A 22796-nucleotide genomic window follows, 5' to 3' on the forward strand; every position below is an offset into this window, starting at 1 on the left:
CGGGCACCTTCCTCACGGTGCCGAACAAAGTCACCAATATCCACAATAACAGCAGTACCTTCCGCCCCTATAACGCTGGGGTGGCGATTGGTGATGTGAGTCCGACGTTACCGGATATGCCACCGCCGCCGATTAAACCCGCGGGTGGCGGTTGTGGTGGTGCGGCCGTCATAATTGCTGTTGTTGCGATTGCAGCCACTATTTTTACGGCGGGGGCGGCAGGCGCTGCTATGGCTGCTGCGGGCAGCGCGGCTGCCACGGCTGGTGCAACCACACTTGGAACCATGTCTCTGGGGGCAAGTGTCTTGGCTGGCTCAGCAGGGCTTGGCTTTGCTGCAACTGCGACAGCCGCATTTGCGGGGGGCGTTGTTGGTTCACTGGCTGGGCAAATGGCTGGTGTTGCGATGGGAGTACAAGATGGTATCTCCTTTAAGCAAGCGCTTAAGAGCGGTGTCACTACGGCTATATCGGCAGGTGTAGGGCATGGGCTAGGTCAGTTGGCTAAGGCGAGTCCTGCTGTTGCAAATATTATTGGCACTTCAAAAGGGGTTAGTAACTGGCAGGCGGTTGCAAGAGCGGGAATCAGTAATCTTGCTGTACAAGGTGTTCAGCAGGCAATTGGCTACCAGAAGAAGTTTGATTGGCGCTCGACTGCTGCTTCTGTGATTTCAACGGGTATTAGCAGAAATATCAATGGTCAAAGTGAACTTAACCCAGATAGTGGTCAGTGGGAAATCGCACAGGAAGAAGCTACTCGAGCGGCGACGAGTGCGCTTGTAGAAGAAGCAGTTGCTTCTAAAATTTATGGCCGGAAGTTTGAGTTTGCCAATGTGTCTTCTAGCGCGATTACAGGTGCGATTAAAGGTCACTTTAGCACCAATTGGCAGTTTATGGAGCAGCGCCAAGGAAACTCTCGTATCCATCAGGAACAGGCTGTTAAGCATAAGCAGGCGAGTTTGGCTCAAAGCAGTGAAACTATTATTTCAGAGAGGAGGAAAGGATTTTTAGAAATAGAACAAAGACTAAATAAGTTTGATCCCTTACTTGAGAATATTGAAAGTACTGATAATTTTGAAAACTTAAGTTATTCAGAAAAAGCAGAAATCATAGGTGAAACTTTTCAAGAATACAGTCAAGATCTTTTATATATAGCTGATCGTCTTGAAAATGAGCAAGAGTTTCAAAATTTTGTTATTGATGATATGAAGCTAAATGGATATAACTCTATTTTTGCAAAAATTTCAAGATTGCAAGATTTAAAAGCTCTTTCATTGAATGAAAAGGACTTAGTTAAAAGTCTTGTTGGTTCTGTTAGATCTACAGCTGAATACGCAAATGATATTTCAGAAAGAGTACTTAATGTTGATAATCACTCTCAAGATAAAGTGGCTTCATTTTTTACCACTTTAACAACTGAAAAGCTAAATACTGTTGGTAGCACTTCTTTACTTGCTGATTTGGCTACAATTCCCCCCTATATAGGAAACGCGGTTGGTGCTGGGCAAACTGTTGCTCTTGATAAAGAAGAAATATTATTAAAGTCTTCGTATGCGCTGGGTTTAATTTCAACAGATCAAATGATTGAAAGGTATGGTGACTTAAAAACAACACAGTTTTTGAATACATTACCATTAGTTGGAGGACTTTTTGCTCTTACAATAAAGGCGCCTAAAGTTATTGGGAATGCTGTTGACGTAGTAAAAGATGTGAGCAAATCTTTAAGAAGTGCTGGTGGAATAAAAAAAGTACTTTCTACACGTGATGTTTTATGGGCGCACTTAGATAAAATAGATAGTAAAATTGATAGCTTTGTTGATTATATGTCCTCTAAGACATCAATGAGGAAAGAGTCATATAATCAAAGTAGGCTGATGCGAGCTGAGAGGCCTGTAAGTGGAAAAGGGTATTTAGGTGGAGAGAGAATCAAAAGACGAGAGCTGTATTTAATAAAAAAGGAACTTGAGAAGAATGGAGTTTCTTTAGTTAAAAATTCTGATGCTTATTTGGATGCTTTAGGTAGAAAAAGCGGTCAAAAGTATAGAGGAGGGTTTAGCCCATCAGAAAAAAAACTATATCTTAGAAGAGGTGCAACTAGATATGAAGTAACACATGAATTAAAGCATGCTAGAGATTTTATAGAGTTGGGCTATGAAAAATATATGAAACTTGGAGTATTTGAAAGAGAGCGGCGGGTTTATGAAAAAATAATTAATCAAAAGCATTTATTTAATGCTGATGAGATAAAGCATGCAACATGGTATATAAATGATCTTGCTCAAAAGCATCAGATAAAAGGGTGGAAGGTTATCAATGAATAATGAAAAAGCGATTGATCTTGCGGAACAAGCTCTTAAAGACTCAGGAGTTAAGGAGTTGCCAAAAGTACATGGTGTGCATTATAACAAAGAGGGAGAGCTTGGACAGTATACAGGGGACCGCTACCCCGAAAAGTGGACTGTATACTTTAAAATTGAAGGTCTTCCAGAAGGTTTCGATGATATTCTGAGTGTAATTGTCTACCCTGATGGAAAAACTGAGATTCCAGACATTTTATGAGTAGCAGCGAAAAAAAGAGGACAGCCAAGATTTGACTATGATCAAAAAATAGCCAGGTGTGTAGGTCTATACTTCTGGCTATAAAGTAGTCAGTTTTGAGTGGGAGTTTAAGGATGACACGGCCACGAAGTCAGTTAGTAAGTGTGGCGGATACTCCGTATTATCATTGTATATGTCGGTGTGTGCGTCGTGCTTTTTTGTGCGGCGATGACCGGGTAACGGGTCAAAACTTTGATCACCGAAAAGCTTGGTTGGTTGAACGACTCACCGAGCTGGTTAAGGTGTTTGCCATTGATATATGTGCCTATGCGGTGATGTCAAATCACTATCATTTAGTGGTTCGTATTAATAAGGAAAAGGCAGAACAATGGACGGATGATGAAGTCATTCGTCGTTGGCGGAAGTTATACCACGGACCACCCATGATTCAGCGTTTTTTAGCGGGAGCGACGCTGGATAAAGCTGAATTAAAAGTGGTTAATGATATTGTGCAGCAATGGCGGCAGCGGTTATCTGATTTATCCTGGTTTATGCGCTGTTTAAATGAACCTATTGCTCGATGGGCCAATGATGAAGATGGTTGTAAAGGTCGGTTTTGGGAAGGGCGCTTTAAAAGCCAAGCATTATTGGATGAAGCGGCATTAATAACCTGCATGAGTTATGTAGATTTAAACCCCGTGCGTGCGGGTATGGCAGAGACACCTGAAGCATCCGATTTTACTTCCATTCAAGCGAGGATGATGGCGTGGGTAAAACGACAACAAAAAAGGGAGCAGAAAAAAACGTTATCAAATAAACGTATTGTTAGGACCACTAAGCTGCCTAAACAAGCTGCTCCTGTTGTACCCTTATTGCGATTTTCCGGTCATGAAAAACAGCATAAAAAAACTACGATACCCTTTACATTAAAAGACTATTTGCAACTGGTGGACTGGTTAGGAAGAGCTATTCGAGATGATAAAAGAGGTGCTATCAGCGAGCTGCATCCCCCTATACTGGAACGTTTGAATATCAATAAAGATGAGTTGTTGGTTTATGTTAGTCGAAAAGAAAAAAGGTTTATTGATGTGATAGGAACAGAGAATAATTTTCAAAAAATAGCTGAGCAATGGCAACGTAAGTTTATTAAAGGAATAAGTTTGGCTAAGCAGCTATTTTCTGGACAAAGCATATATACATAAGCTGCAGTAGGTTGTTATAAGTTATAATGATGCTTTAGTTTAGTATCAGTCACTGAATAGTCGTTGAACAAGCAGCGAATTCATCCCTTATGTGTTTTGCCGCAGACAGTTTATTTCAAAAGCTGCGTTTCACATCCTCGATCAAGATCATTTGAGTTACTGATATTAGGTTGACTTTTAGTTATATAAATAGTGGGTGTTCTTTTATTATTTTCAATAAAAGAACTTTTCTTGCATTATTCTTCTTGATTTGAATGAATATTGGATATTCTTCAAGTATAATTCCTCAACTTTTAAATGATTTTATAGATCCATTGGCGGTTTAATGAGTCAGTGGTAGGGTATTATTGGTATGAAAAAAATTATTATTGCTGTTTTAGTCGGGCTATTTTCTACAATCACGCTTGCTGACAAAGTTTGGGATGGTACTGTTAAAGGCCAAATTGAGCAAATTGATGTGAGCAGTACAGACGATATGACTTTTAGGGTGATACTAAAAGGCGTTCCTTCTATGTGTAAAAATGATCATAGATTTGCTTACTTAAAAAAGACTGACAACAGTCCAATATATGATACTTATGTAAGCGCATTATTAGCTGCAAAGTTTGCTCAAGCTGAAGTGACAATTTATAGCTCAAAGGATGAAAATGGTTTTTGTCGTATTGGGTATATTGCAATCCGTTAATAAATGACGTGTATCAATTATATGGTTTATATTAATACTCTTTATTTTAGTAAAGGAATATATGGAGCGCTCGTGAGAAAATTAGTTTTAATGATTACTTTGTTTGCTATATCGTTATCTTTACAAGCAAACGATGTTACTGCAGAGAAAAAAATAGATCGTATCCAAGTTGGTATTAGCTCCCAAGGGGGAGAGGTGAATTATTATTTTTATAATGAAAATGGTTGGGGAGCTGAAGGCTGTCCACATGCAGTTTATGCCTTTATGAAAGAAAGTGATAAGGGAGCAAAAGCGATCTTGAGCCTTGCAATGTCAGCTAAAGCTTCAGGATCAAATGTGAAATTTTTAGGGACATGTGGTGATGATTCAGGTAATAAAGAATACCTGCGGGCAAGGTACATGTTTCAGTTCTGATATCAATTTATAATCAGAAGTAGATAGTTGTGAACTCTCAACACTCCTTGTTATAAATAAGGAGTGTTGAGTTTAAGTATGTTAAGACAAACAGAAATATTTACAGGGTCTTATAATCCTAAACTAGTTATCAGGGTCAAATTGTGTGACTAAGCAGTAACCTTGTCCATCTTCTCTTCCGGAAGTATATACGGTTCCAACTGTTTTTCCTGAAGCCCATGCTGCTATAACAACGGATGTCATTGCACTGTATTCTTGTTTTATTAGCATCCATCCATATGGCGAGCCTACACAGTTATCAGGTAGTCCTTTATCCATCATGATCATAATACCACCCGTTATCGCTGTAAGGTTCACAATTTTACCACTTTGATAATTAGGCTCAGAATTTGCCATTAATGAAATTGTACAAAGAAATAAAAATAAAAATAAAAATATTTTTTTCATTGTTTTTCCTTCAATTGTATTGGAAAAATAAATCACTGGTGCCTTGTGATTTATATAGTTTACTCACTTAATTACAGCATATTTGTAAATCATAAGGGGCATTATAAGTGGTATTTTCATTATGTCGAAGAAAAAATAGTTATCCACTAGCTACTTGTTGTTAAACGATAGTTGTTAGTGACAGCTAAGTTCTTGGCTATATTGCTATTTATGTATGGTATTCATTTTTGTTTGTTATGCTAAATTAGGTGATCATTATATATTGCTTATATAGAGTACTTCTTCTATGAGTGACATATATATTATAAAACTGTTTGAAAACAGCTTAGATACTCACTTCCCTACGTAAAATAGAAAGCACTCGTTTCCAAGCAAGAACAGCTAGACTCACTGGTTTGCTTTTGGCAACAATGGTACCTTTTAAGCGCATGATGGGGTATTCAGGGGATTTGTTTAGTGATGTTTGCAGTGGATAAATGCTGGTAACAGGGCTGTTTTGTTGTTGTTGATCTTGGTTTATAGGGATATCTCCTCCATATGTAGACTGAAGCAAAGGTTCATCTATGGCGAGTAAATTGACTGACCCTACTTCCATGACGGTTACTGGTAGTGGAGTTAATTCCGGGCTTTCTGGGTAGAAAGTGGCTGAAGTTGGTTGAAATAATTGTAAATCTTCTGCAGTGATAAAGGCATTGAGTTGACCATGGTTTTCACTGGATAAACGAGCATAAGGGTAGTTGTTATTTATCCACATCTTTTCTGTGAGTGCAGGATCTACCCATGATATTTTCCCTGAAAATGGCGCATGAACTGTCAGTAATGTTCTACTTTTGACTAATCCTGAAAGTTTGGTTTCTGCTTCGTATTTACGTCGGAGTAAGATTTCGTACTGAATAAGGTGTTCTTTTGAACCCATTATTAGACGAATTTGCTCATCAATAACCGCTAAAGTAACGCGAGTTGATTCAATATCCAAATTTAATTGGGTGTTAGTAAAACGAATTAAAATATCACCTTTTTGTACTTGTTTACCTTCGTAAATATTTATTTCACTGACCTGAGATGGCATAACAGGATATAGTTTGATTGACTCATGAGGAGTATAAACAGCAGGGTACTTGATAGACCATTGCTGTGGTATAGCGCATATTAGAAGGAGTATAGCGATACAGCTGCTGATACATAATTTACGATACATTGACGTAGTGGGTAATAAATGGGTAAACCACAGCTGTATTTCTTTAAAAATAGGCATAAGCAATAATTTAAAGGTTAAGACAATAAAAAGAATAATCCCTAGTGCTTTGAACACAAAGTTATAAACAACATAGATGATACCTAGAAAGTAAACCAAGCGTACAATCCAAGTAAGCCAGGCGTAGCTGATAAGAAATATTCTATGGGTATGGAAGTGATGTACATGTTCTGGATATTGGGCACCAAAAATTAAATGACGTAGTTGCCAACGAGCAAGTGCAAATGACTTGCTTTGCAGGTTATCAATATTAATAACATCTGCGAGAAAGTAATACCCATCAAACTTCAAGCATGGATTAAGGTTGACCAGAAGCGTCATGACAACGCTGGTTGTTATAATAAAGGTAAGGCAAGTCTGGAAAGGGCCAGTGGGTAAAAATGACCAGATAAATAATGCTAAACCTGCAATGATTAACTCTACCATGACGCCTGCACAGGAGATAGCCAGTCGGTGTTGTCGAGATGCAAGTGACCATGCTGTTGTTGTATCCGTAAAAAAACGAGGCCAGAAAACGATAAAGGCGATACCCATTGAGGTTACGGGCACCTGAAAACGAGTTGCCATTAATGCATGTCCAAGTTCGTGGCAAAACTTAAGAAAAATGAGACAAATACTGAGTAATAACCACCCTGATGGTTGATATAAATAGTTAAAGGCGTGTGTAAATTGATCCCATTGGTGGCTTACTAAGAATAAACCTAAACTGGTTAAAATGAGCCAGGTTCCTATGAAATATTTACTGAATATAAAACCAAAGTAGGGTAACCAAGCTTGTAAAGCATTTTGCGGTTGGAATAATGAAATGTTAAAGAAGCATAATTTTAGTAATGCATCATGCCATGTTAATTTTGGTTTTGATATTTTTTTAGCGTGCTTAATTAACTGATGTGTATTTAAAAATTGTTCTACTGTTGAAAGTTGCTGCTCATCAATGGTGAACCGTGCTAATTTTTTGAGCAATGTTTCTTTAGTTGGGGATGTACTCCATTGCGCTAAAATAGTAAATACCGTTTCATCTAAGCGAAAGTATTTGTGCTGTATGGGATCATATAATGTCCAACTGGGTAAGCCATGTGCGGTCATTGGGCCTGGTTGGATTTGTAATTCTTGGCGCAAAGCTGGTAGTTCACTCATAAACCTAACCATTGACGAGCTGCAGTAAGTGGACGGCGGAACAGATAATAAAAGAGTGTTACTTGTTCACCATACACTTTGGCAGTGCCTTGTAGGCCTATGCGAACTTGCTCATTTTTAAACTCATTATCGTTAAGGGTTAATTGTGCACGAAGTGGGTAATTTAAACCTATTTCTGGTTTTACATCAGGGAAATAGCTAATTGAGCTTAATTGTGCAGAAATGGGCGTTGTTGCTTCTGCATTGCGAAAGAAAAGTACTTCATTGCCTTTTTTTAACGGAGTAAAATTTTGTACGCCAAGTGATATAGAAAGTTCAGTGTCATTGGGATCACTTAAATACATAATCCTTTCACCCATACTGACAGGTTTACCAATCAATGCCTGGGTATCACTAAATAGTATGACCCCATTTTTCGGTGCTTTAACATGGATAAATGCCAGCTGCTCTTTGGCGAGGTTTAACTGGGCTTTGGCTAATTCATACTCTGCTTTCTGTTGAGCAAATGCCTGGTTATTATATTGTACAAGGGTATTTTGTAGCGCCGTTTTATAGCGTGACTCAGCAACTTGGAGTTGTTCCTGTTTTATTTGATAGTTGTTTTTCAATTCAACGGGTTCATATTGGTATAAAATATCACCTTGCTTAACCAGTTGATTTGGTTTGACTAACACTTTATTGATTATCCCTGTTAAGGGAGAAGTAATAGGGATTGGCGTTTGTGGAACAATCTCAGCAGGGGCTAATACAGATAAACGAATAGGCAACATCATGATTAATATGAGTGCTGTGCATATACTAAGATATTTTACAGTTCTTTTTTTGCTAGAGTTAGATGTTTTTAAACTGCCAAAATGGTGTTGCTCGACAAGAAAAAGATAATGGTAATTTAATAGTTGAATCATCTCTTCATCTGATCGATACCAGGGTGTATGCCGGCAATAAAGTAGCCCTCCAAAGTATTTCTTTCCTGTATTAAAAGGAGACCAATAAAACTGATTTAATCCTGATTTGTTAAATGTTGCTTGTAATGACTGATCTGAAATCTGGTTAATTGAATATGTTGAGTGTTTATTGCTTATTAATTTAGACTGTATTAATTTCCTTGCTGCATGAATGAGCGGTGCTTTTTGATTGATATGCTGGCTATGACTTACACTATATACGAAGACTTGCTTATTTTTATAACCAATAAATAATATAAGATCGTAGTTTAATAGCTGACTTGGCGGACAAGTAATTTGCGAGGCTATTGTTTCTTTGGAATGTTGTTCATAGAGTGTACTTATAAACTGGTGATAACAAGACAGTACAGGTAATGTTCTAGGATTATGACTATCTTTTAAGTGAGCATGTAATGACGCATTCATTGCTAAGGCTGTAATTGAGAGGTTGTCGTACTGGGTTTGTTGTTTAATATAATGATACCCGTCATACCCGGAGAGACAGGTTGTGATGGGGATAAATTGGTGAAGTCGGCATAAGCGCGAAAAGTATTACTGACGGTATCAATGACGGGAGCAAGTCGAGTAATTTTCAGTGGCGTGCTATTGGGTTGTCCATCAATAATAAAGTTAATCTTATCCCCAGGATGAGTAGCAAAATAATGCTGATAAGGTAGGATCATTTCAACAGATAAATTTTTATTATCAATAATCTCTATAACAGGATCTCCAACATTGATTGTCTGATAAAGTTGGGTAAATGTTTTTACAACAGTACCAGCATAAGGTGCTTTAATTTTACACCCTTCAACGGTAACTTTAGCTTGTGTTGCTTTGCTTTCTGCTACATCTCGTTCACTGCGAGCAAGCTCAACCTCGAGTTTGCCAATGGCGTTATACTGTTGTAGTGATTGATTATTAGTAAAGGTTTTTTGTTTAGCTCGCCATTCAGCATTAGCCCCTTTATGAGCCGCTTGATAATGGCGGCAGTCCAGTGCCATAAGTAAATCACCTTGTTTAAATGTTTGCCCGGCTTGAAGTGGTAATTGGGTTATTTGTCCTGCAACTAAAGCCGATAAAATAGAGCGCTGCTTAGCCTGGACTATGCCGCGCAGTGAACTATCAGCTGCATAATTAGTTGTAGTAAGTACACACATTAATAACGTAAATATTAATTTACCAATATGTGGGTTTAATATATTAACTTTCATTGCCATTTTTCGTTTTAACATCCTGACCGGTAACATTAAATCAGTAATAAATCTGTGAGATAAGCTGGTTGCTTTGCTTGTTAATACTGGCTTTGGTTAATTCTGGTGTGTTTTCAAGGGGTTCCATTCCTGCAGCAAGTAGTAATTGGCCATAAGCATACTGTACATCGGCATAACTCAGGTCACGTCTTAGTTGTCCAAGCAGGTAATTAAGCTCTGCACGGAGTACTTCATTTTCACCAATTTTAGTTTTTTGAGCGTTAGCTCGTAGGTGTTTTACAATGCGTAATTCAACATGATCGAATTGTTGTGCATTTTCAAACTCTTTTATGGATTGTTGATAACTCTGCCAAGACACATGAACTTGTGCCAGTACCGACATATGCATTGCTAGTCTTCTGACTTTACTTACTTCAACCGCGAGTTCTGCAGACTCTTTGCGTTTATTGCCAGCAAATAATCCCATCAGATTATAGCTTAAATCAAGACCAAGATTTCCCCAGTTTTGATTGACCAGAAAATCATTACTGTTGTAATAACCTCCTGCTCTCAGTTTGAGAGAAGGTAGTAATTCAAGTAAAGCGGCTTTTGCTTCATCGGCTGATATGCGCTCTTTATAGGCTTCTCCGATTAATTCCGGGCGGTAACGAATACCATGTTGTTCTAATTGTTCAATTGACATTGCCACGGCAGGGATAGAAAGCTCTTCAGGACTTGGTGCTTCTACACGAAATTTAGTGCTTGGCGAAACATTAATAAGTTTGGCCAGTTCAGCTTTTGCGTGAAGAATATTTTTTCTTAGAATATGTAATTCACGAATAATGGTTAATAAATCACGTTGGTAGACCAGTGTTTTATAAGGAGATTGCAAACGTTTTTTACGAATTTGCTCAGTGTTGTCGTAGGCTTTTTCTGCTCTTGCTAAAATAGGCTCTATATAATCCATAATACGCTGTTGGGCGACTGCACGCCAATAAGCCGCACGCACATCCAGCAATATTTGCTGAGACATTTTACGAATTTGCTCTTTGGCGAGTAAATAACGGTCAGCCTGTTGTTTGGCGCGAATGTAAGATAAACCAAAGTCCAATACGTTCCAGCTTAATTCCAGACTGGCTTCTCCTACATCACGTTGAGTGGATGTTGATGGCTCTAAAGTTTCCTGTCCAGTATCAATTGATCGACTAGATGATCCATCAATATTGGTGCGATGATTAAATCCAGCTTTGGTTAGTAAATCAGGTAGCATTTCGTATTTGGCTGCTTCCATTTCTTTGGAAGCAAGCATTCCTTCCATCATCGCAACACGTTTATCAAGGTTATACTTTAACGCTTGTTGAAAGGCATCTTCTAGCGTTAACACCCCATTAATTTTAATTTGTTGGATGGCGAGAGCATGTTGATCTTCTGTAATCCGTGCAGAGTGTTCCTGTTCGGTAAAGGGTACAGGTTGAATACTACAGCCTGCTATGGCAATAAATAAACTTGAAAGCTGTAAACGGACTATTTTCTTGTTTTTCAACATGCTGTTCCACTCCAGTTCATTGACCCTTGGTGGTGGGGTAAAGTGATAAATGATTTATTTTTTATCTTTAATAAAGCGTATTAAATTGTTTTATTAGTGCTCATAATACATCGTAACTAGCTTGTTTAACTGGTTATTAAAAGCGTTGTGATTAATAGGGAAGTCGACTGCTGCTTGTGCATTCGGCTTACAATTAACTGAGCTTGATTCTGTCGAAGAAACTGAACCCGTCGAACCATCGATGACAACATTTTGTTCAATGGTTTCACCATTCGCTAAATAAACTTCGAGATGAACTTTTGCGGTTTCACCACTAGAAAGGTTCAGGTTAAAAACACCACGCTGAGTATCCAATGAAAAATTTGCATGACTGGGTGCTTCCATAACACAACCACCGTAGCCTGTTACAGCTTGTCCATTAATTTGCACAGAATGGTCAATATAACCAGCCCAGCTGTCGTGTACTTTTTCCACTTCAACAAAAATTAGATCAAGAATATTAGCTTCGGGCTCGCCAAGTACTTTAGTGGTTATCGTATTAGCAATATCTCCACGGTCATAGTTGGTGAGACCAAATACCATATGTTGAATACGTTCAGAATCGTAATTGTGATGAGGTAATGGGTGGTATACCGCTTTTCCATCAATCGATACTGTCGTTGCTGGTTTTAATGATTCAGGTAATGGGCTGGATAATAAGCTGGGTGGTGTGAGTCCTGGCGATAATGTTGATGTAATTGGAGATGATGTCGGATGAGGTTGTAACCTGGGTTTAACTTCAGATTCTTCTCCACTGCTTTCACCATCAACACCTGGTGTTGTTGGATGAGTGGGTATTGTTGGTGTGGCTCCATTTATATCAATGCGAATTTCTGCAACATTACTGGTCCCACCATCTCCATCAGTAGCAACTACATGGATGATTCGAGTACCTACAGTGGGGTTATCTGGGTTTTGATTAACATAGGTAATTTGTTGGAGTAATGCTGAGACATTTGTTGGGTTCGCATTGCTATTAAAATTAAATTGTAGAGGCACGCCATTTGTACCGCCTGTAAAGGTTCCAATAGGGGTTCCTCCATAACTAACCGTTGAGCCACTTACTCCTATTTCACCAGGGCCATTACCTTGGTTATTCACTGTTACATCATCTTCTCCAGGTACTAATCCACTGACAAATGTTGCTGTCAGTGTACCTGTATTAAAATCAGTACTGGTTGGGTCAACAATAGTAGCGGGTGTACCACCATCTAAAGGAAATGTAGTTGGGTCACCAGGATTCACATTAATAACTTCAGTGAAATTATTAATAGTAGGGTTGATGTTGTTGACGGTAATGGTGACAGTTGAAGTGTTACTTGTTGTGCCTTGATTATCAATAACACTAATATCGATACTTCTTGTGCCAGCTGTTGGATCCGTTGTGTCTGTATTGGTGTACTGTAATTGTTGTGTAAGTGCTGTAACGGCAGCAGGGGTAGCATTTGCGTTAAATGTAATCACTAAAGGTGAATTATTTGTGCCACCGGTAAATGTGCCAATAATGGTACCGCCATAGGTGACATTACTACCTGAAATACCAATCTGACCTGGGTTGGTGCCTTGATTATTTATACTTAAAACATCTTCTGTACTGTCGCTACCTGCAGTAAAGGCTGCCGTGAGACTACCGGTATTAAAATTAGGGGCATCATCAGTCACAGAAGCAGCAGTGCCTTGATCAAGAAAAGTTGTATTTGAAATATTTGGAGTAATACTTTGGTTGTCGCCATCTAAATTACTAACGACAGGTGCTGCATTGGCCAGGTTTAGAGTGACAGTCGCAGTATTACTGGTACCACTATCCCCATCAGTTGCGGAGAAGGTAATGGTTCGTGTACCTAAGGTAGGGTTTCCAGGATCAGTATTAGTATACTGAATTTGTTGTAGTAAAGCAGAAACGGCCGTTGGTGTAGCATTAATGTTAAAATTAACAGTGAGCGGGGTGCCTCCGTTACCTCCAGCAAATGTACCAATGGTGGTGCCTTCGTAGGTTACATTAGCACCAGTAACACCAATTTGGCCTAAGCCAACACCTTGGTTATTAATCACTAATGTGTCTTCTGTTGGGTCTGAACCCGCAGTGAATTGGGTCACTAAACTGCCATTATTGAAGTCTGGGCTATCAGTATCAACAATGGTTGCTGCAGTTACTTGGTCAAGGGTTGTTGTTGCCGTTACAGTAGGGTTAATGGTTTGCGTATCGCCATCCAAATTGTTAAGAGAGGGTGCTGCATTGGCTAGGTTTAATGTGACAGTCGCAGTATTACTGGTACCGCCATCCCCATCCGTAGCCGAGAAGATAATGGTTCGTGAGCCTAAAGTAGGGCTACCAGGATCAGTATTGGTATACTGGATTTGTTGTAGTAAAGCAGAAACAGCTGTAGATGTGGCATTAACATTAAAATTAACAGTGAGTGGGGTGCCTCCATTACCTCCAGCAAATGTACCAATGGTGGTACCTTCATAGGTTACATTAGCGCCCGCAACACCAATTTGGCCTAAGCCAACACCTTGGTTGTTAATCACTAATGTATCTTCAGTCGGATCACTGCCTGCTGTGAACTGAACTGTTAATGCTCCATCTTGTAAGTTGGAACTGGTTGTATCTGTAAATGTTGCAGAGGTACCTTGATCAAGTGTGACAGTGGAACTTGCAAATGGGTTTAATGTTGTTGAATCACCATCTAAATTATTTATGGCTGGAGCAGTGTTGGCCTCAGTAAAAAGTGTGAAATAAAACCCGTTGTTTAGATACGGTACATCAAAAGTTACAGTAGATCCTCCAAATGAGGAGGGTGAAGTAAAGGCAAAAGAATTGGAAAAATCTCCATCATCAGTGTCAACAACCATTAAAAGGTCACTTGAGGATTTTCCTGTTAATCCAAGTGCGTTGAGGTCAAACGTAATCGTTGCATTACCGAAATCTTGGACTTCCTGAAGTTTCCACTCTGTAGCTAAGCGTTTAGAGAATCCTGAGTTTGCGGGCATTTCTGTTGAAATTTCACCTGATGCCCCATTACTACCCCACATTAAATAGTCACCATCATCAAGAGATGAAGTTACTTCTATAGTAACTGCACTACCTGAGTTAATTGATTTTGATTTTAATTGGTTGAGGTCACTCCCTGAATCAATAGCAACCCCTGCTACATTGTTATGGTATCCGGAGTTAGCTGTATAGTCCCACGCTGTTACTCCTGTAGATGTAACATAATCGCCTTCAGTGATACCTCCTTCATTATCGGTAGGATCAAGGGTAATCCCGTACTTTACAGCCAGATAAGTCTCAACTTTTTGCTTATCGGCTAAAGAAAGAGTGGTGTTATAAATAATAACTTCACTTAAATTCATTCCTGCATTCACAGTACCTAGTGCATCAGGATAAGAACCAATAGATAGATTACCTAATAGTGAGTTATCAGCAGCAGGAGCAGCTGCCGTAGTTCCGCTGCGTAAACCATCAACATAAAGGGAATTATTTGGAATATTCGCCACACCAGATACAATATGATAGGTGCTGGAAACCGTTGGACCAGAAATTTTCCCCCCTACATCATCTGAAAAATCAAAACGTGGATTATTGGGGCCAGTATATTCAATATTTATTCTATCTGTGCGGAGGACTCCATCATTATGCTCCCACTGAGCAACAACGCCAGGCGAAAAAACATTGACAACAGCAAACATGGTATTGTTGTTGTTAGAAATAATATCTGTTCCATTAAAATTTATTTTTGTTAGTTCATCATCAGTTCCATCAAAAAGTAGTGAAGGATTGAAGTTAACAGTGCTTAACTGGCGTTGAGGTTGTTGAGTGCCAGTTGCTTGGCTAACAGAGTTGTTACCACCGGCTGCACTTTGATCTGCCCAAGCTGATACAGATCCTCCTGATTCTGTAACGCCCGCATCGGCTTTTAACCATAGAGTTAGGTTGGCACTTGCCACATTGCCTGGTGTTGCAAGTGTTGTTGGGTAATTTAATTGAAATTGTGTGGATAAAGTGGGTGCAATTATAACGTTATTGGTCGAATACTCTAACTCCCAGTCACCTGCGAGGCTTGTTGAAGCTGTCAGGTCTGTTGAGGCGGCAATATCAAGTCCTGTTAAGTTGGCAAGGGTATCGAGCGCTATTTGGTCTTCGTAATTACTTGCAACATTACACCCATAAATAGCTAATACGGCATCATCGGCTGTCAGGTTGCGTATGTCTTTAAGTAAGTCTGTGTAATTATGATTGATAGCATCTAATGTAAGAGCGTTGTTGCCAATTAATAGCTCACCTGATTTACCATGGGAAAATAAAATTATTTCTTGAGGCTTTGTTTCACTGGATTGAAACTGTTTCAAAATGGCGTGTATTTGTTCCACACCATTTTGATGATTTGATAAACTAAACACTTGCGCTTCAGGAAACTCTGCTTTAATTAGCTCACTATTTTCAATACGACTATCAATGATGACTATGGTGCTAAGTGTTTCAGTTGAGTCTAATTCGGTTGGCTGAATAGGAGTTTCAAAATTATCCATATCTTGTTGTGTTTCAATAGCATCTACTGTTGCACCAAATGCTGCATCAAATAAAACACGATTTTCCAAAAGTTCAATACCCATAACAGGTACTGCAAGGGTATTTTTTTTGAACATAGCAAGTGCTCCAAAATACGAATACTACTTTAAATATGTACTATTAGATAGTTTGTAGAGAATGCGAAAAAAAGCCAATAAAAATATTATGGGTTTTGTCTTTAGTATAATGCATGTTGCACCTTTCGTGGTTTAATACTGATTGATGACTATAAAAAATAAAGTAACTAATCAAAAATTGATTATTGAATGAATAGGGAAATATATTAATTACTTTTTGCTTTGGATGGATTATAGGCACAATAATGCTTAATTCTATGATTGATTAAGTGGTCGTTACTTCTACAGTAGTTTGCTGTTGCTTTATATTTTTAGTCAGAAATATAAAAAAAGTATTAATAGGCTATATCGGATTCTTCTGGGGTGGATATTGTGTGGTCGATAATTAAGTCGTCAGTTGGGGCTGGTATGAATATTTGAAAATATGTTCCATTAACAGTAGTATAAGATAAGGTGCGTAAGTTATTCTATTTAATATATTCTTAAAGTTCAATTAGTTATGATAATAAATGCTTGCATATTCGTACTAAATAAATGCTGTTATTGTTGATTCATTCTTGATGAATGATTGTCTATGAAAGGGTAGCGTTTAGGAATTAAAGAAAAGCAGTTACATGACCTGCATTAAGCTGTGTAGTAGTAAATTTTTGGTTTTAAATATGGTAAGACCGTACAAATAATGTAATAGTAAAAAAACTGTAAATCACATGGTCATGTCTTTAACTCTAAAATAGACATTAAGATTGCCACTGGATAAGCAATAACAATAGGTTGATATGAGTGTTTGTACTAAAGGTAGATAAGCACCTTACCCTTCAAACGTTAAAACCACAAGATGCTAATCAATTTCATCGGTTGGCAGTTAAAAACCTACCAAGGCTCTTTTGGTGGCATGATATTCACCTAACTGAAGCTTTTATAAAGGGATTACTCAGCCGTGTAGCCGATAAAAGCTGGCGATATCATACCATTTGGTTAGGAGGTGTTTATTTTAACCGTCAACTTGTTGGATCTGTTAGTTTAAATACAATCAACTGGCAGCAAAGAGTAGCTACATTAGGTTATTGGCTGGATATCGATTTCACGGGGCAAGGGATTATTCATCGTTGTGCTGATAAATTAGTTCAATACTGTTTTTCGCAGCTAAAACTTCGCACTATTGAAATTCACTGTCATGCAGGTAATACAGCCAGCATTGCTGTTGCCAAGCGGTTAGGGTTTGAAATAAAACAAAAGCTCAGGCAAGCTGGTGTTGTGGATGGCAAGGTCGTTGATATTTATGTTTTTAGGAAAAGAGCTATTGATTAAAACAAAAGGGTGGGAATATGGACAGTGCACACTACTTAGAGCGGTTTGGATGTAAAAAGGAACAGCCTACACTCACTTACTTACGTAAGCTGCATCAGGCTCATCTACAGCAAGTGCCGTTTGAAAACTTAAGTGTTATTTATCGTCAACCAATAGAACTGAAACTGCCGTGGTTATACCAAAAAATAGTTTTTCAGCAACGAGGCGGTTTTTGTTTTGAGTTAAATGGTTTATTTGGTTGGTTACTAGGTGAGCTAGGTTATAGTGTCAATATGATTGCTGCTGAAGTTTATGATGAAAAGCAAAAAGAATTTACACCTCCCTTTGATCACCTTGCTTTGCTTGTTAATTTAGATCAGCCTTGGTTAGTTGATGTGGGTTTTGGTGATGGTTTTCGGTCACCACTGCCTTTGTTGGCAGGTAAGGAACACACCGATATCTCTGGACATTACCGGTTACAGAAAAAGGATGACTATTGGCAACTTGAAATATTCACCCAATTACAGTGGTTGCCTCAATATCGTTTTCAGGTTGTGCCTGTGGAACTGAGTGATTTTGCTGAACGTTGTCATTATCACCAATCTTCTTATGCTTCTAAGTTTAAACGAAACCTGCTGTGTTCACGTGCTTTAGTGGATGGGCGTGTGACATTGAATGATACGACCTTAATTAGCACTAATCGCCAGGGAACCAAGGTACAAACACCTGTAGAGCAATTAGGTGGTTTAGGTGCAGTTTTTAAAGAGTATTTTTTGCTTGGGGTGTTGCCTGAAAGCGCAATTGTGTCAGCGAGTTAGTGCGTAATCATTGTTCTAAAAACATACGTATAGCGAAGGATTTTTAGTGGGGCCAGTCTGATCTGTCAAGGCGATTAATAGAACTTGTTGAGCACCGCTACCCCAGGCGAGGTGTCGTTGATAGCTTCACGGCTGGGGTAAAATGCTAGGAAAGTAAAGATGCTAATTTTTGTTTACAAAGTTTGGATTTAGGATCTAGTTGCTTTGTTTTAACCCCTGAAATAAACAAGCCATCACCCAGGCAGGCCCAATTAATAAAAACTGTAGATCTTTAAAAAAAGAAGGTTTTTTGCCCTCAATTGCATGACCAATAAACTGAAGTATCCACATAAAGATAAAGAGTAGTAGGGCAACTAACCATAATGGCCATGGGCTATACAACGATAACCAGTAACATCCTAAAAGAATGGTTCCAGAAAAACATAGCATGATAATACTGAGCTGAATGGATAGCGTGCTATAGAAGGCAACGACGAGTAATACTGATAGCGTACCTATGTTAAGCCAAACAAAAGACGTGAAGATCTCAGGTAATGGGATTGACCATAATAAAGCAATCACAGTAGCATAAATGGTTGGAACTGCAATGAAGTGAATTTTTTTGTTTAAAGGGTGTTGGTGACTTGAGCTGTATTCTATAAACCATTGATCAAGTGTTTTTGCCATTGCTGCCTGCTCCTTGTTGTCTAATTAAGATAACCCGTTTGAACGTGTTTTGAGTTTTCTTTAATAGTCGTTTTATTGCGTTAACGGCCATGCTTGATGTCGTTGTTGGTTTATACTCGCTAATGAACTATTGTTTTTGAAAAAGAAACATCAATTATGGGAATAACGTGACATAGAAAAGTGACAGTATGCAGAAAGGATAAGGTTCAGTAGAAAATTACGACAATAGACTTGTGTTAGTTAAATATATCTGTACTATGATTACAGCAGTCTACATCAAATAAATCTATTACCATGGTTTATCGATTGCGCTTGACTTGCTCTTAATAGTGTTTCAGGGATTTAGTTAAGCCATGCATTGTCCTTTTTGTGGTGCAAAAGACACCAAAGTCATTGATTCTCGACTTGTCGCTGACGGTATACAGGTCAGGCGACGTCGTGAATGTCTTTCATGTACAGAGCGTTTCACGACCTATGAAACCGCTGAGTTAGTCATGCCTAGATTAATAAAGCAAGATGGCAGTCGTGAGCCTTTTGATGAAGATAAACTTCGTGCTGGTATACTGCGCTCATTGGAAAAGCGTCCAGTGAGCGTCGAAAAGATTGAGGACGCTATCAATCGAATAATGCATAACCTTCGTGCCTGTGGAGACCGGGAAGTAGAGTCACTCATTGTAGGTGAACTGGTTATGCGTGAATTACAAAAGCTGGATGAAGTGGCTTATATCCGCTTTGCATCTGTTTACCGGCGTTTCAAAGATCTTAATGAGTTTCGTGAAGAAATTGATCGGCTGGAAAAAGAGCCTCAGCACATCACTGATCGTTATAAATCTTCAGAACAATAAGTTATGCCGACAGTATCTGCCTTTGATCAAGCTATGATGGCGAAAGCCTTACAACTAGCGGCTAAAGGTACCTATTCTACACATCCCAATCCTCGTGTAGGCTGTGTCATTACGCTAAACGGCCAGATCATTGCGTCAGGTTGGCATAGACGAGCTGGAGAGCCCCATGCTGAAATTGACGCACTTTCTAGTCTTCCTGCAGGTCAAGCAAAAGACACGACTGTTTATGTCACCCTGGAGCCATGCAGCCATCATGGCCGAACACCACCTTGTAGTGATGCATTGATTACAGCGGGAGTAAAGCGAGTTGTTATCGCAATGGAAGATCCTAATCCATTAGTGGCTGGGAAAGGGATAAAATACTTACAAGCAGCAGGTATTGACGTCGTTTGTTGTGTGCTTGAAACGGAGGCAAAAGCCCTCAACCCTGGTTTTATTAAGCGCATGTGTGAAGGCTTGCCTTATGTTCGTTGCAAAGTAGCCATGAGCATGGATGGTGCAACAGCCATGGAAAATGGTGAAAGTCAGTGGATAACAAGCTCTGCGGCTAGAGTGGACGTGCATAAATATAGAGCTAAAAGTGCTGCTATCATCACTGGGATTGGTACTGTACTTGCTGATGATCCTTCACTTAATGTGCGTTTGACTCAAGCACAATTACCAGAAATTGCTGAGCAAAAAATACCTCCGATACGTGTACTTTTAGATAGCCATTTACAAATTCCCCTGACCGCAAAGCTTCTGCACACGAAAGGAAAAGTGATTATTGTGCATTCTACAGGGGCTGCGATTGACCAGCAGCGGTCACTGAAAGAAAAAGGGATTGAGTTATGGGAAGTAGAAAGTGATCGCGCTGGAAAGATAAATTTAACTGCCGTATTAAAAAAGCTAGCACGAGCGGAAGTGAACGACGTTTTGATTGAAGCAGGAGCAACATTAGCGGGTGCATTTTTAGCTGATCATTTAATTGATGAATTAATCATTTATACCGCGCCAGTTTTAATGGGGAGTCAAACACGACCGGCTTTTCTTACACCACAGTGGACATCAATGACAGATAAAGTCACATTAAAGATTGCTGATTGGCGGCAAGTGGGGGATGATTGGCGGTTGATTGCATATCCTGTTTACAATTAATCAGGAAATAACTTGGTTTGATAGGTGAAATGCAGGTATATGCTGATGGTGTTTTTGATACCACATTTATAAAGAATGTTTTTAGTGTGTGGCTCTGATAGGCAACTTTATGTTCACAGGTATTGTTCAGGCTGTTGGCCAAATCCTTTCAATACAACACCATGGTCAAGACATATCCCTTCATGTTGATGCGGGTGCTCTTGATATGAGTACGGTAGCTATCGGTGATAGTATTGCTACTAATGGTGTTTGTTTGACCGTAACAAAAATCGCTAAAAAAGGTTATTGGGCGGATGTGTCCAAAGAAACGTTGGACTGCACGACAGTAGCACACTGGCAGGTGGGCAATAAGGTTAATCTTGAACAAGCACTAATGCCAACATCTCATCTTGGTGGGCATATCGTTAGCGGGCATGTAGATGGTGTGGGTGTAGTGAATGAGCTGCATGCTGATGGGCGTTCTAGACGCTTAGGTATTGGTGCTCCTAGGGCATTGGCGAAATACATTGCTGCAAAGGGGTCGATTACAGTTGATGGAACCAGTTTAACGGTTAATCAAGTAAACGGCAGTTGGTTTGAACTTAATATTGTACCCCATACCATTAATCAGACCATTATTCAGCACTACCAAGTAGGATCTAAGGTGAATCTTGAAGTTGATATTTTAGCAAGACATCTTGAGCGTCTGCTTTTAGGTGACAAGGCTGCAGAGCCTGATACGTCTTCACCTTCAATCACTTCCGAGTTTTTAGCTGAACATGGTTTTTTAACACCAAGGAAGTAATAGTTATATACCTGTTAATTGGTTTAATGTGTGTTAACAATAAATTCAGATAGCAATATTTTGTAATGCCGCTGTGTTTTTCAGGAGTAACCATGAAATTAAATACCATCCCTGAACTCATTGACGATCTTCGGTCCGGAAAAATGATCATCCTGATGGATGATGAAGACCGGGAAAATGAAGGTGATTTAATCATGGCGGCAGAGCTGGTTACACCTGAAGCCATTAATTTTATGGTGACACATGCTCGAGGTTTAGTCTGCTTGCCAATGACTAATGAGCGATGTGATTACCTTGGTTTAACCCCGATGGTGCCATCGAATAAAACGCCTTTCGGAACGCATTTTACGGTGTCAATTGAAGCGGCAGAGGGGGTAACGACGGGTATTTCAGCCGCTGACCGGGCTAGAACAATCCAGGTGGCGGTAGATCCTAATGCCAAGCCAGAAGACATCGTTCAGCCAGGACATATTTTCCCATTACGCGCTCAACCTGGTGGCGTGCTTAGTCGTGCCGGTCATACGGAAGCAGGTTGTGATTTAGCGCGTTTGGCAGGATTAACCCCGGCAGCAGTGATTGTGGAAATTATGAACGAAGATGGTACTATGGCGCGTCGCCCTGACCTGGAGCTATTTGCAGAAAAGCACCAGCTGAAAATTGGTACTATCGCTGAGTTAATTCAGTACCGAATTTTACATGAAAAGACGGTTGTCGAAACACAACGACAATCGGTTCTCACTGAGTTTGGCGAGTTTGAGCTGGTGGTCTTTCATGACACGGTTCAAGAACAGACACATCTTGCTTTGGTTAAAGGTGATGTGCGTACAGATGAACCTGTTTTAGTGCGCGTCCATGTTGCAGATGCTTTTCGAGACTTATTAGGTGCTCAGAAATCAGAATCACCGCGCTGGACCTTTCAAAGAGCATTAAAGGTGGTTGCAGAAGAGGGAAGAGGTGTCGTTGTTTTGTTGGACTCAGAGCAAACCATTGATTTTGCTGGTAGTATGCAACGCTTCTTTTATCCTGACAAAAAAGGACCACGTAATCCTGCATATAATAGTAGTGGTGCTTATTTAACTGTAGGGACAGGCTCGCAGATTTTACGCTTATTAGGTGTCACAAAAATGCGCTTAATGAGTTCACCCATAAAATTTAGTGCAATTTCTGGGTTTGATCTGGAAATTGTGGAATATATCAGTTGCGCTCAGTAGCGTGCTG

18 protein-coding genes are annotated in these 22796 nt (G+C 39.4%); 11 read left to right on the plus strand and 7 right to left on the minus strand.

Annotation, left to right across the window (positions count from 1 at the left end):
* From ACQ96U_RS19145 to ACQ96U_RS19165, 5 genes are all read left to right on the plus strand, one after another.
* Positions 1-2318: zincin-like metallopeptidase toxin domain-containing protein (locus ACQ96U_RS19145; RefSeq protein WP_431722871.1), on the plus strand; the 2318-nt coding region annotated here is incomplete at its 5' end.
* Positions 2311-2556 (plus strand): hypothetical protein, encoded by a 246-nt coding sequence (locus ACQ96U_RS19150; protein WP_431722872.1) that lies wholly within the window; start codon positions 2311-2313, stop codon positions 2554-2556. The genes ACQ96U_RS19145 and ACQ96U_RS19150, both read left to right, overlap by 8 nt.
* Positions 2557-2669: 113 nt before the next feature.
* Complete coding sequence (locus ACQ96U_RS19155; protein WP_431722873.1) at positions 2670-3737, plus strand: transposase; 1068 nt, start codon at positions 2670-2672, stop codon at positions 3735-3737.
* A 352-nt stretch (positions 3738-4089) separates the two neighbouring features.
* Positions 4090-4422, plus strand: coding sequence for a hypothetical protein (locus ACQ96U_RS19160; protein ID WP_431722874.1), 333 nt, complete (start codon positions 4090-4092; stop codon positions 4420-4422).
* 72 nt (positions 4423-4494) lie between these two features.
* Positions 4495-4836: a hypothetical protein gene (locus ACQ96U_RS19165; RefSeq protein ID WP_431722875.1), complete on the plus strand. Its 342-nt coding sequence runs from the start codon at positions 4495-4497 to the stop codon at positions 4834-4836.
* A gap of 123 nt (positions 4837-4959) precedes the next feature.
* On the opposite strand, the gene ACQ96U_RS19170 is transcribed toward ACQ96U_RS19165, so the two are convergent.
* The 6 genes from ACQ96U_RS19170 to ACQ96U_RS19195 all read right to left on the minus strand — a co-directional run bounded on the left by ACQ96U_RS19170 (position 4960) and on the right by ACQ96U_RS19195 (position 16041).
* Positions 4960-5283, minus strand: a complete 324-nt coding sequence (locus tag ACQ96U_RS19170; RefSeq protein ID WP_431722876.1) for a hypothetical protein — start codon at positions 5281-5283, stop codon at positions 4960-4962.
* Positions 5284-5608: 325 nt separating this feature from the next.
* Positions 5609-7675, minus strand: coding sequence for a site-2 protease family protein (locus tag ACQ96U_RS19175; RefSeq protein WP_431722877.1), 2067 nt, complete (start codon positions 7673-7675; stop codon positions 5609-5611).
* On the minus strand, positions 7672-9045 hold the full coding sequence (locus tag ACQ96U_RS19180; protein ID WP_431722878.1) for an efflux RND transporter periplasmic adaptor subunit: 1374 nt from the start codon (positions 9043-9045) through the stop codon (positions 7672-7674). Before ACQ96U_RS19180 ends, ACQ96U_RS19175 begins: the two co-directional genes overlap by 4 nt.
* A 2-nt stretch (positions 9046-9047) precedes the next feature.
* A complete protein-coding gene (locus tag ACQ96U_RS19185) occupies positions 9048-9830 on the minus strand; it encodes an efflux RND transporter periplasmic adaptor subunit (protein ID WP_431722879.1) in 783 nt (260 codons plus the stop codon).
* Between the two features lie 40 nt (positions 9831-9870).
* Positions 9871-11355, minus strand: coding sequence for a TolC family protein (locus ACQ96U_RS19190; RefSeq protein WP_431722880.1), 1485 nt, complete (start codon positions 11353-11355; stop codon positions 9871-9873).
* A 93-nt stretch (positions 11356-11448) separates the two neighbouring features.
* A complete protein-coding gene (locus ACQ96U_RS19195; RefSeq protein WP_431722881.1) occupies positions 11449-16041 on the minus strand; it encodes a DUF4347 domain-containing protein in 4593 nt (1530 codons plus the stop codon).
* A 780-nt stretch (positions 16042-16821) separates the two neighbouring features.
* Between ACQ96U_RS19195 and ACQ96U_RS19200 the strand changes: the two genes are divergently transcribed.
* A complete protein-coding gene (locus tag ACQ96U_RS19200) occupies positions 16822-17349 on the plus strand; it encodes a GNAT family N-acetyltransferase (protein ID WP_431722882.1) in 528 nt (175 codons plus the stop codon).
* A 17-nt stretch (positions 17350-17366) separates the two neighbouring features.
* Positions 17367-18146 carry an arylamine N-acetyltransferase family protein gene (locus tag ACQ96U_RS19205; RefSeq protein WP_431722883.1) on the plus strand — a complete coding sequence of 260 codons (780 nt, stop codon included), beginning with the start codon at positions 17367-17369 and terminating at the stop codon, positions 18144-18146.
* Between the two features lie 195 nt (positions 18147-18341).
* On the opposite strand, the gene ACQ96U_RS19210 is transcribed toward ACQ96U_RS19205, so the two are convergent.
* Positions 18342-18812 (minus strand): DUF962 domain-containing protein, encoded by a 471-nt coding sequence (locus tag ACQ96U_RS19210; RefSeq protein WP_431722884.1) that lies wholly within the window; start codon positions 18810-18812, stop codon positions 18342-18344.
* Between the two features lie 353 nt (positions 18813-19165).
* Here ACQ96U_RS19210 and nrdR point away from each other — a divergent pair, with 353 nt between their 5' ends.
* The 4 genes from nrdR (at position 19166) to ribBA (ending at position 22789) form a co-directional block, all read left to right on the plus strand.
* Positions 19166-19657 (plus strand): transcriptional regulator NrdR, encoded by a 492-nt coding sequence (nrdR, locus tag ACQ96U_RS19215; protein WP_431722885.1) that lies wholly within the window; start codon positions 19166-19168, stop codon positions 19655-19657.
* A gap of 3 nt (positions 19658-19660) precedes the next feature.
* Complete coding sequence (ribD, locus tag ACQ96U_RS19220; RefSeq protein ID WP_431722886.1) at positions 19661-20794, plus strand: bifunctional diaminohydroxyphosphoribosylaminopyrimidine deaminase/5-amino-6-(5-phosphoribosylamino)uracil reductase RibD; 1134 nt, start codon at positions 19661-19663, stop codon at positions 20792-20794.
* Between the two features lie 109 nt (positions 20795-20903).
* On the plus strand, positions 20904-21578 hold the full coding sequence (locus ACQ96U_RS19225) for a riboflavin synthase (protein ID WP_431722887.1): 675 nt from the start codon (positions 20904-20906) through the stop codon (positions 21576-21578).
* Positions 21579-21670: 92 nt separating this feature from the next.
* Positions 21671-22789 (plus strand): bifunctional 3,4-dihydroxy-2-butanone-4-phosphate synthase/GTP cyclohydrolase II, encoded by a 1119-nt coding sequence (gene ribBA, locus ACQ96U_RS19230; RefSeq protein WP_431722888.1) that lies wholly within the window; start codon positions 21671-21673, stop codon positions 22787-22789.
* Positions 22790-22796: the final 7 nt, after the last annotated feature.

The organism is Zooshikella sp. RANM57 (assembly GCF_050749885.1).
Lineage (GTDB): Bacteria > Pseudomonadota > Gammaproteobacteria > Pseudomonadales > Zooshikellaceae > Zooshikella.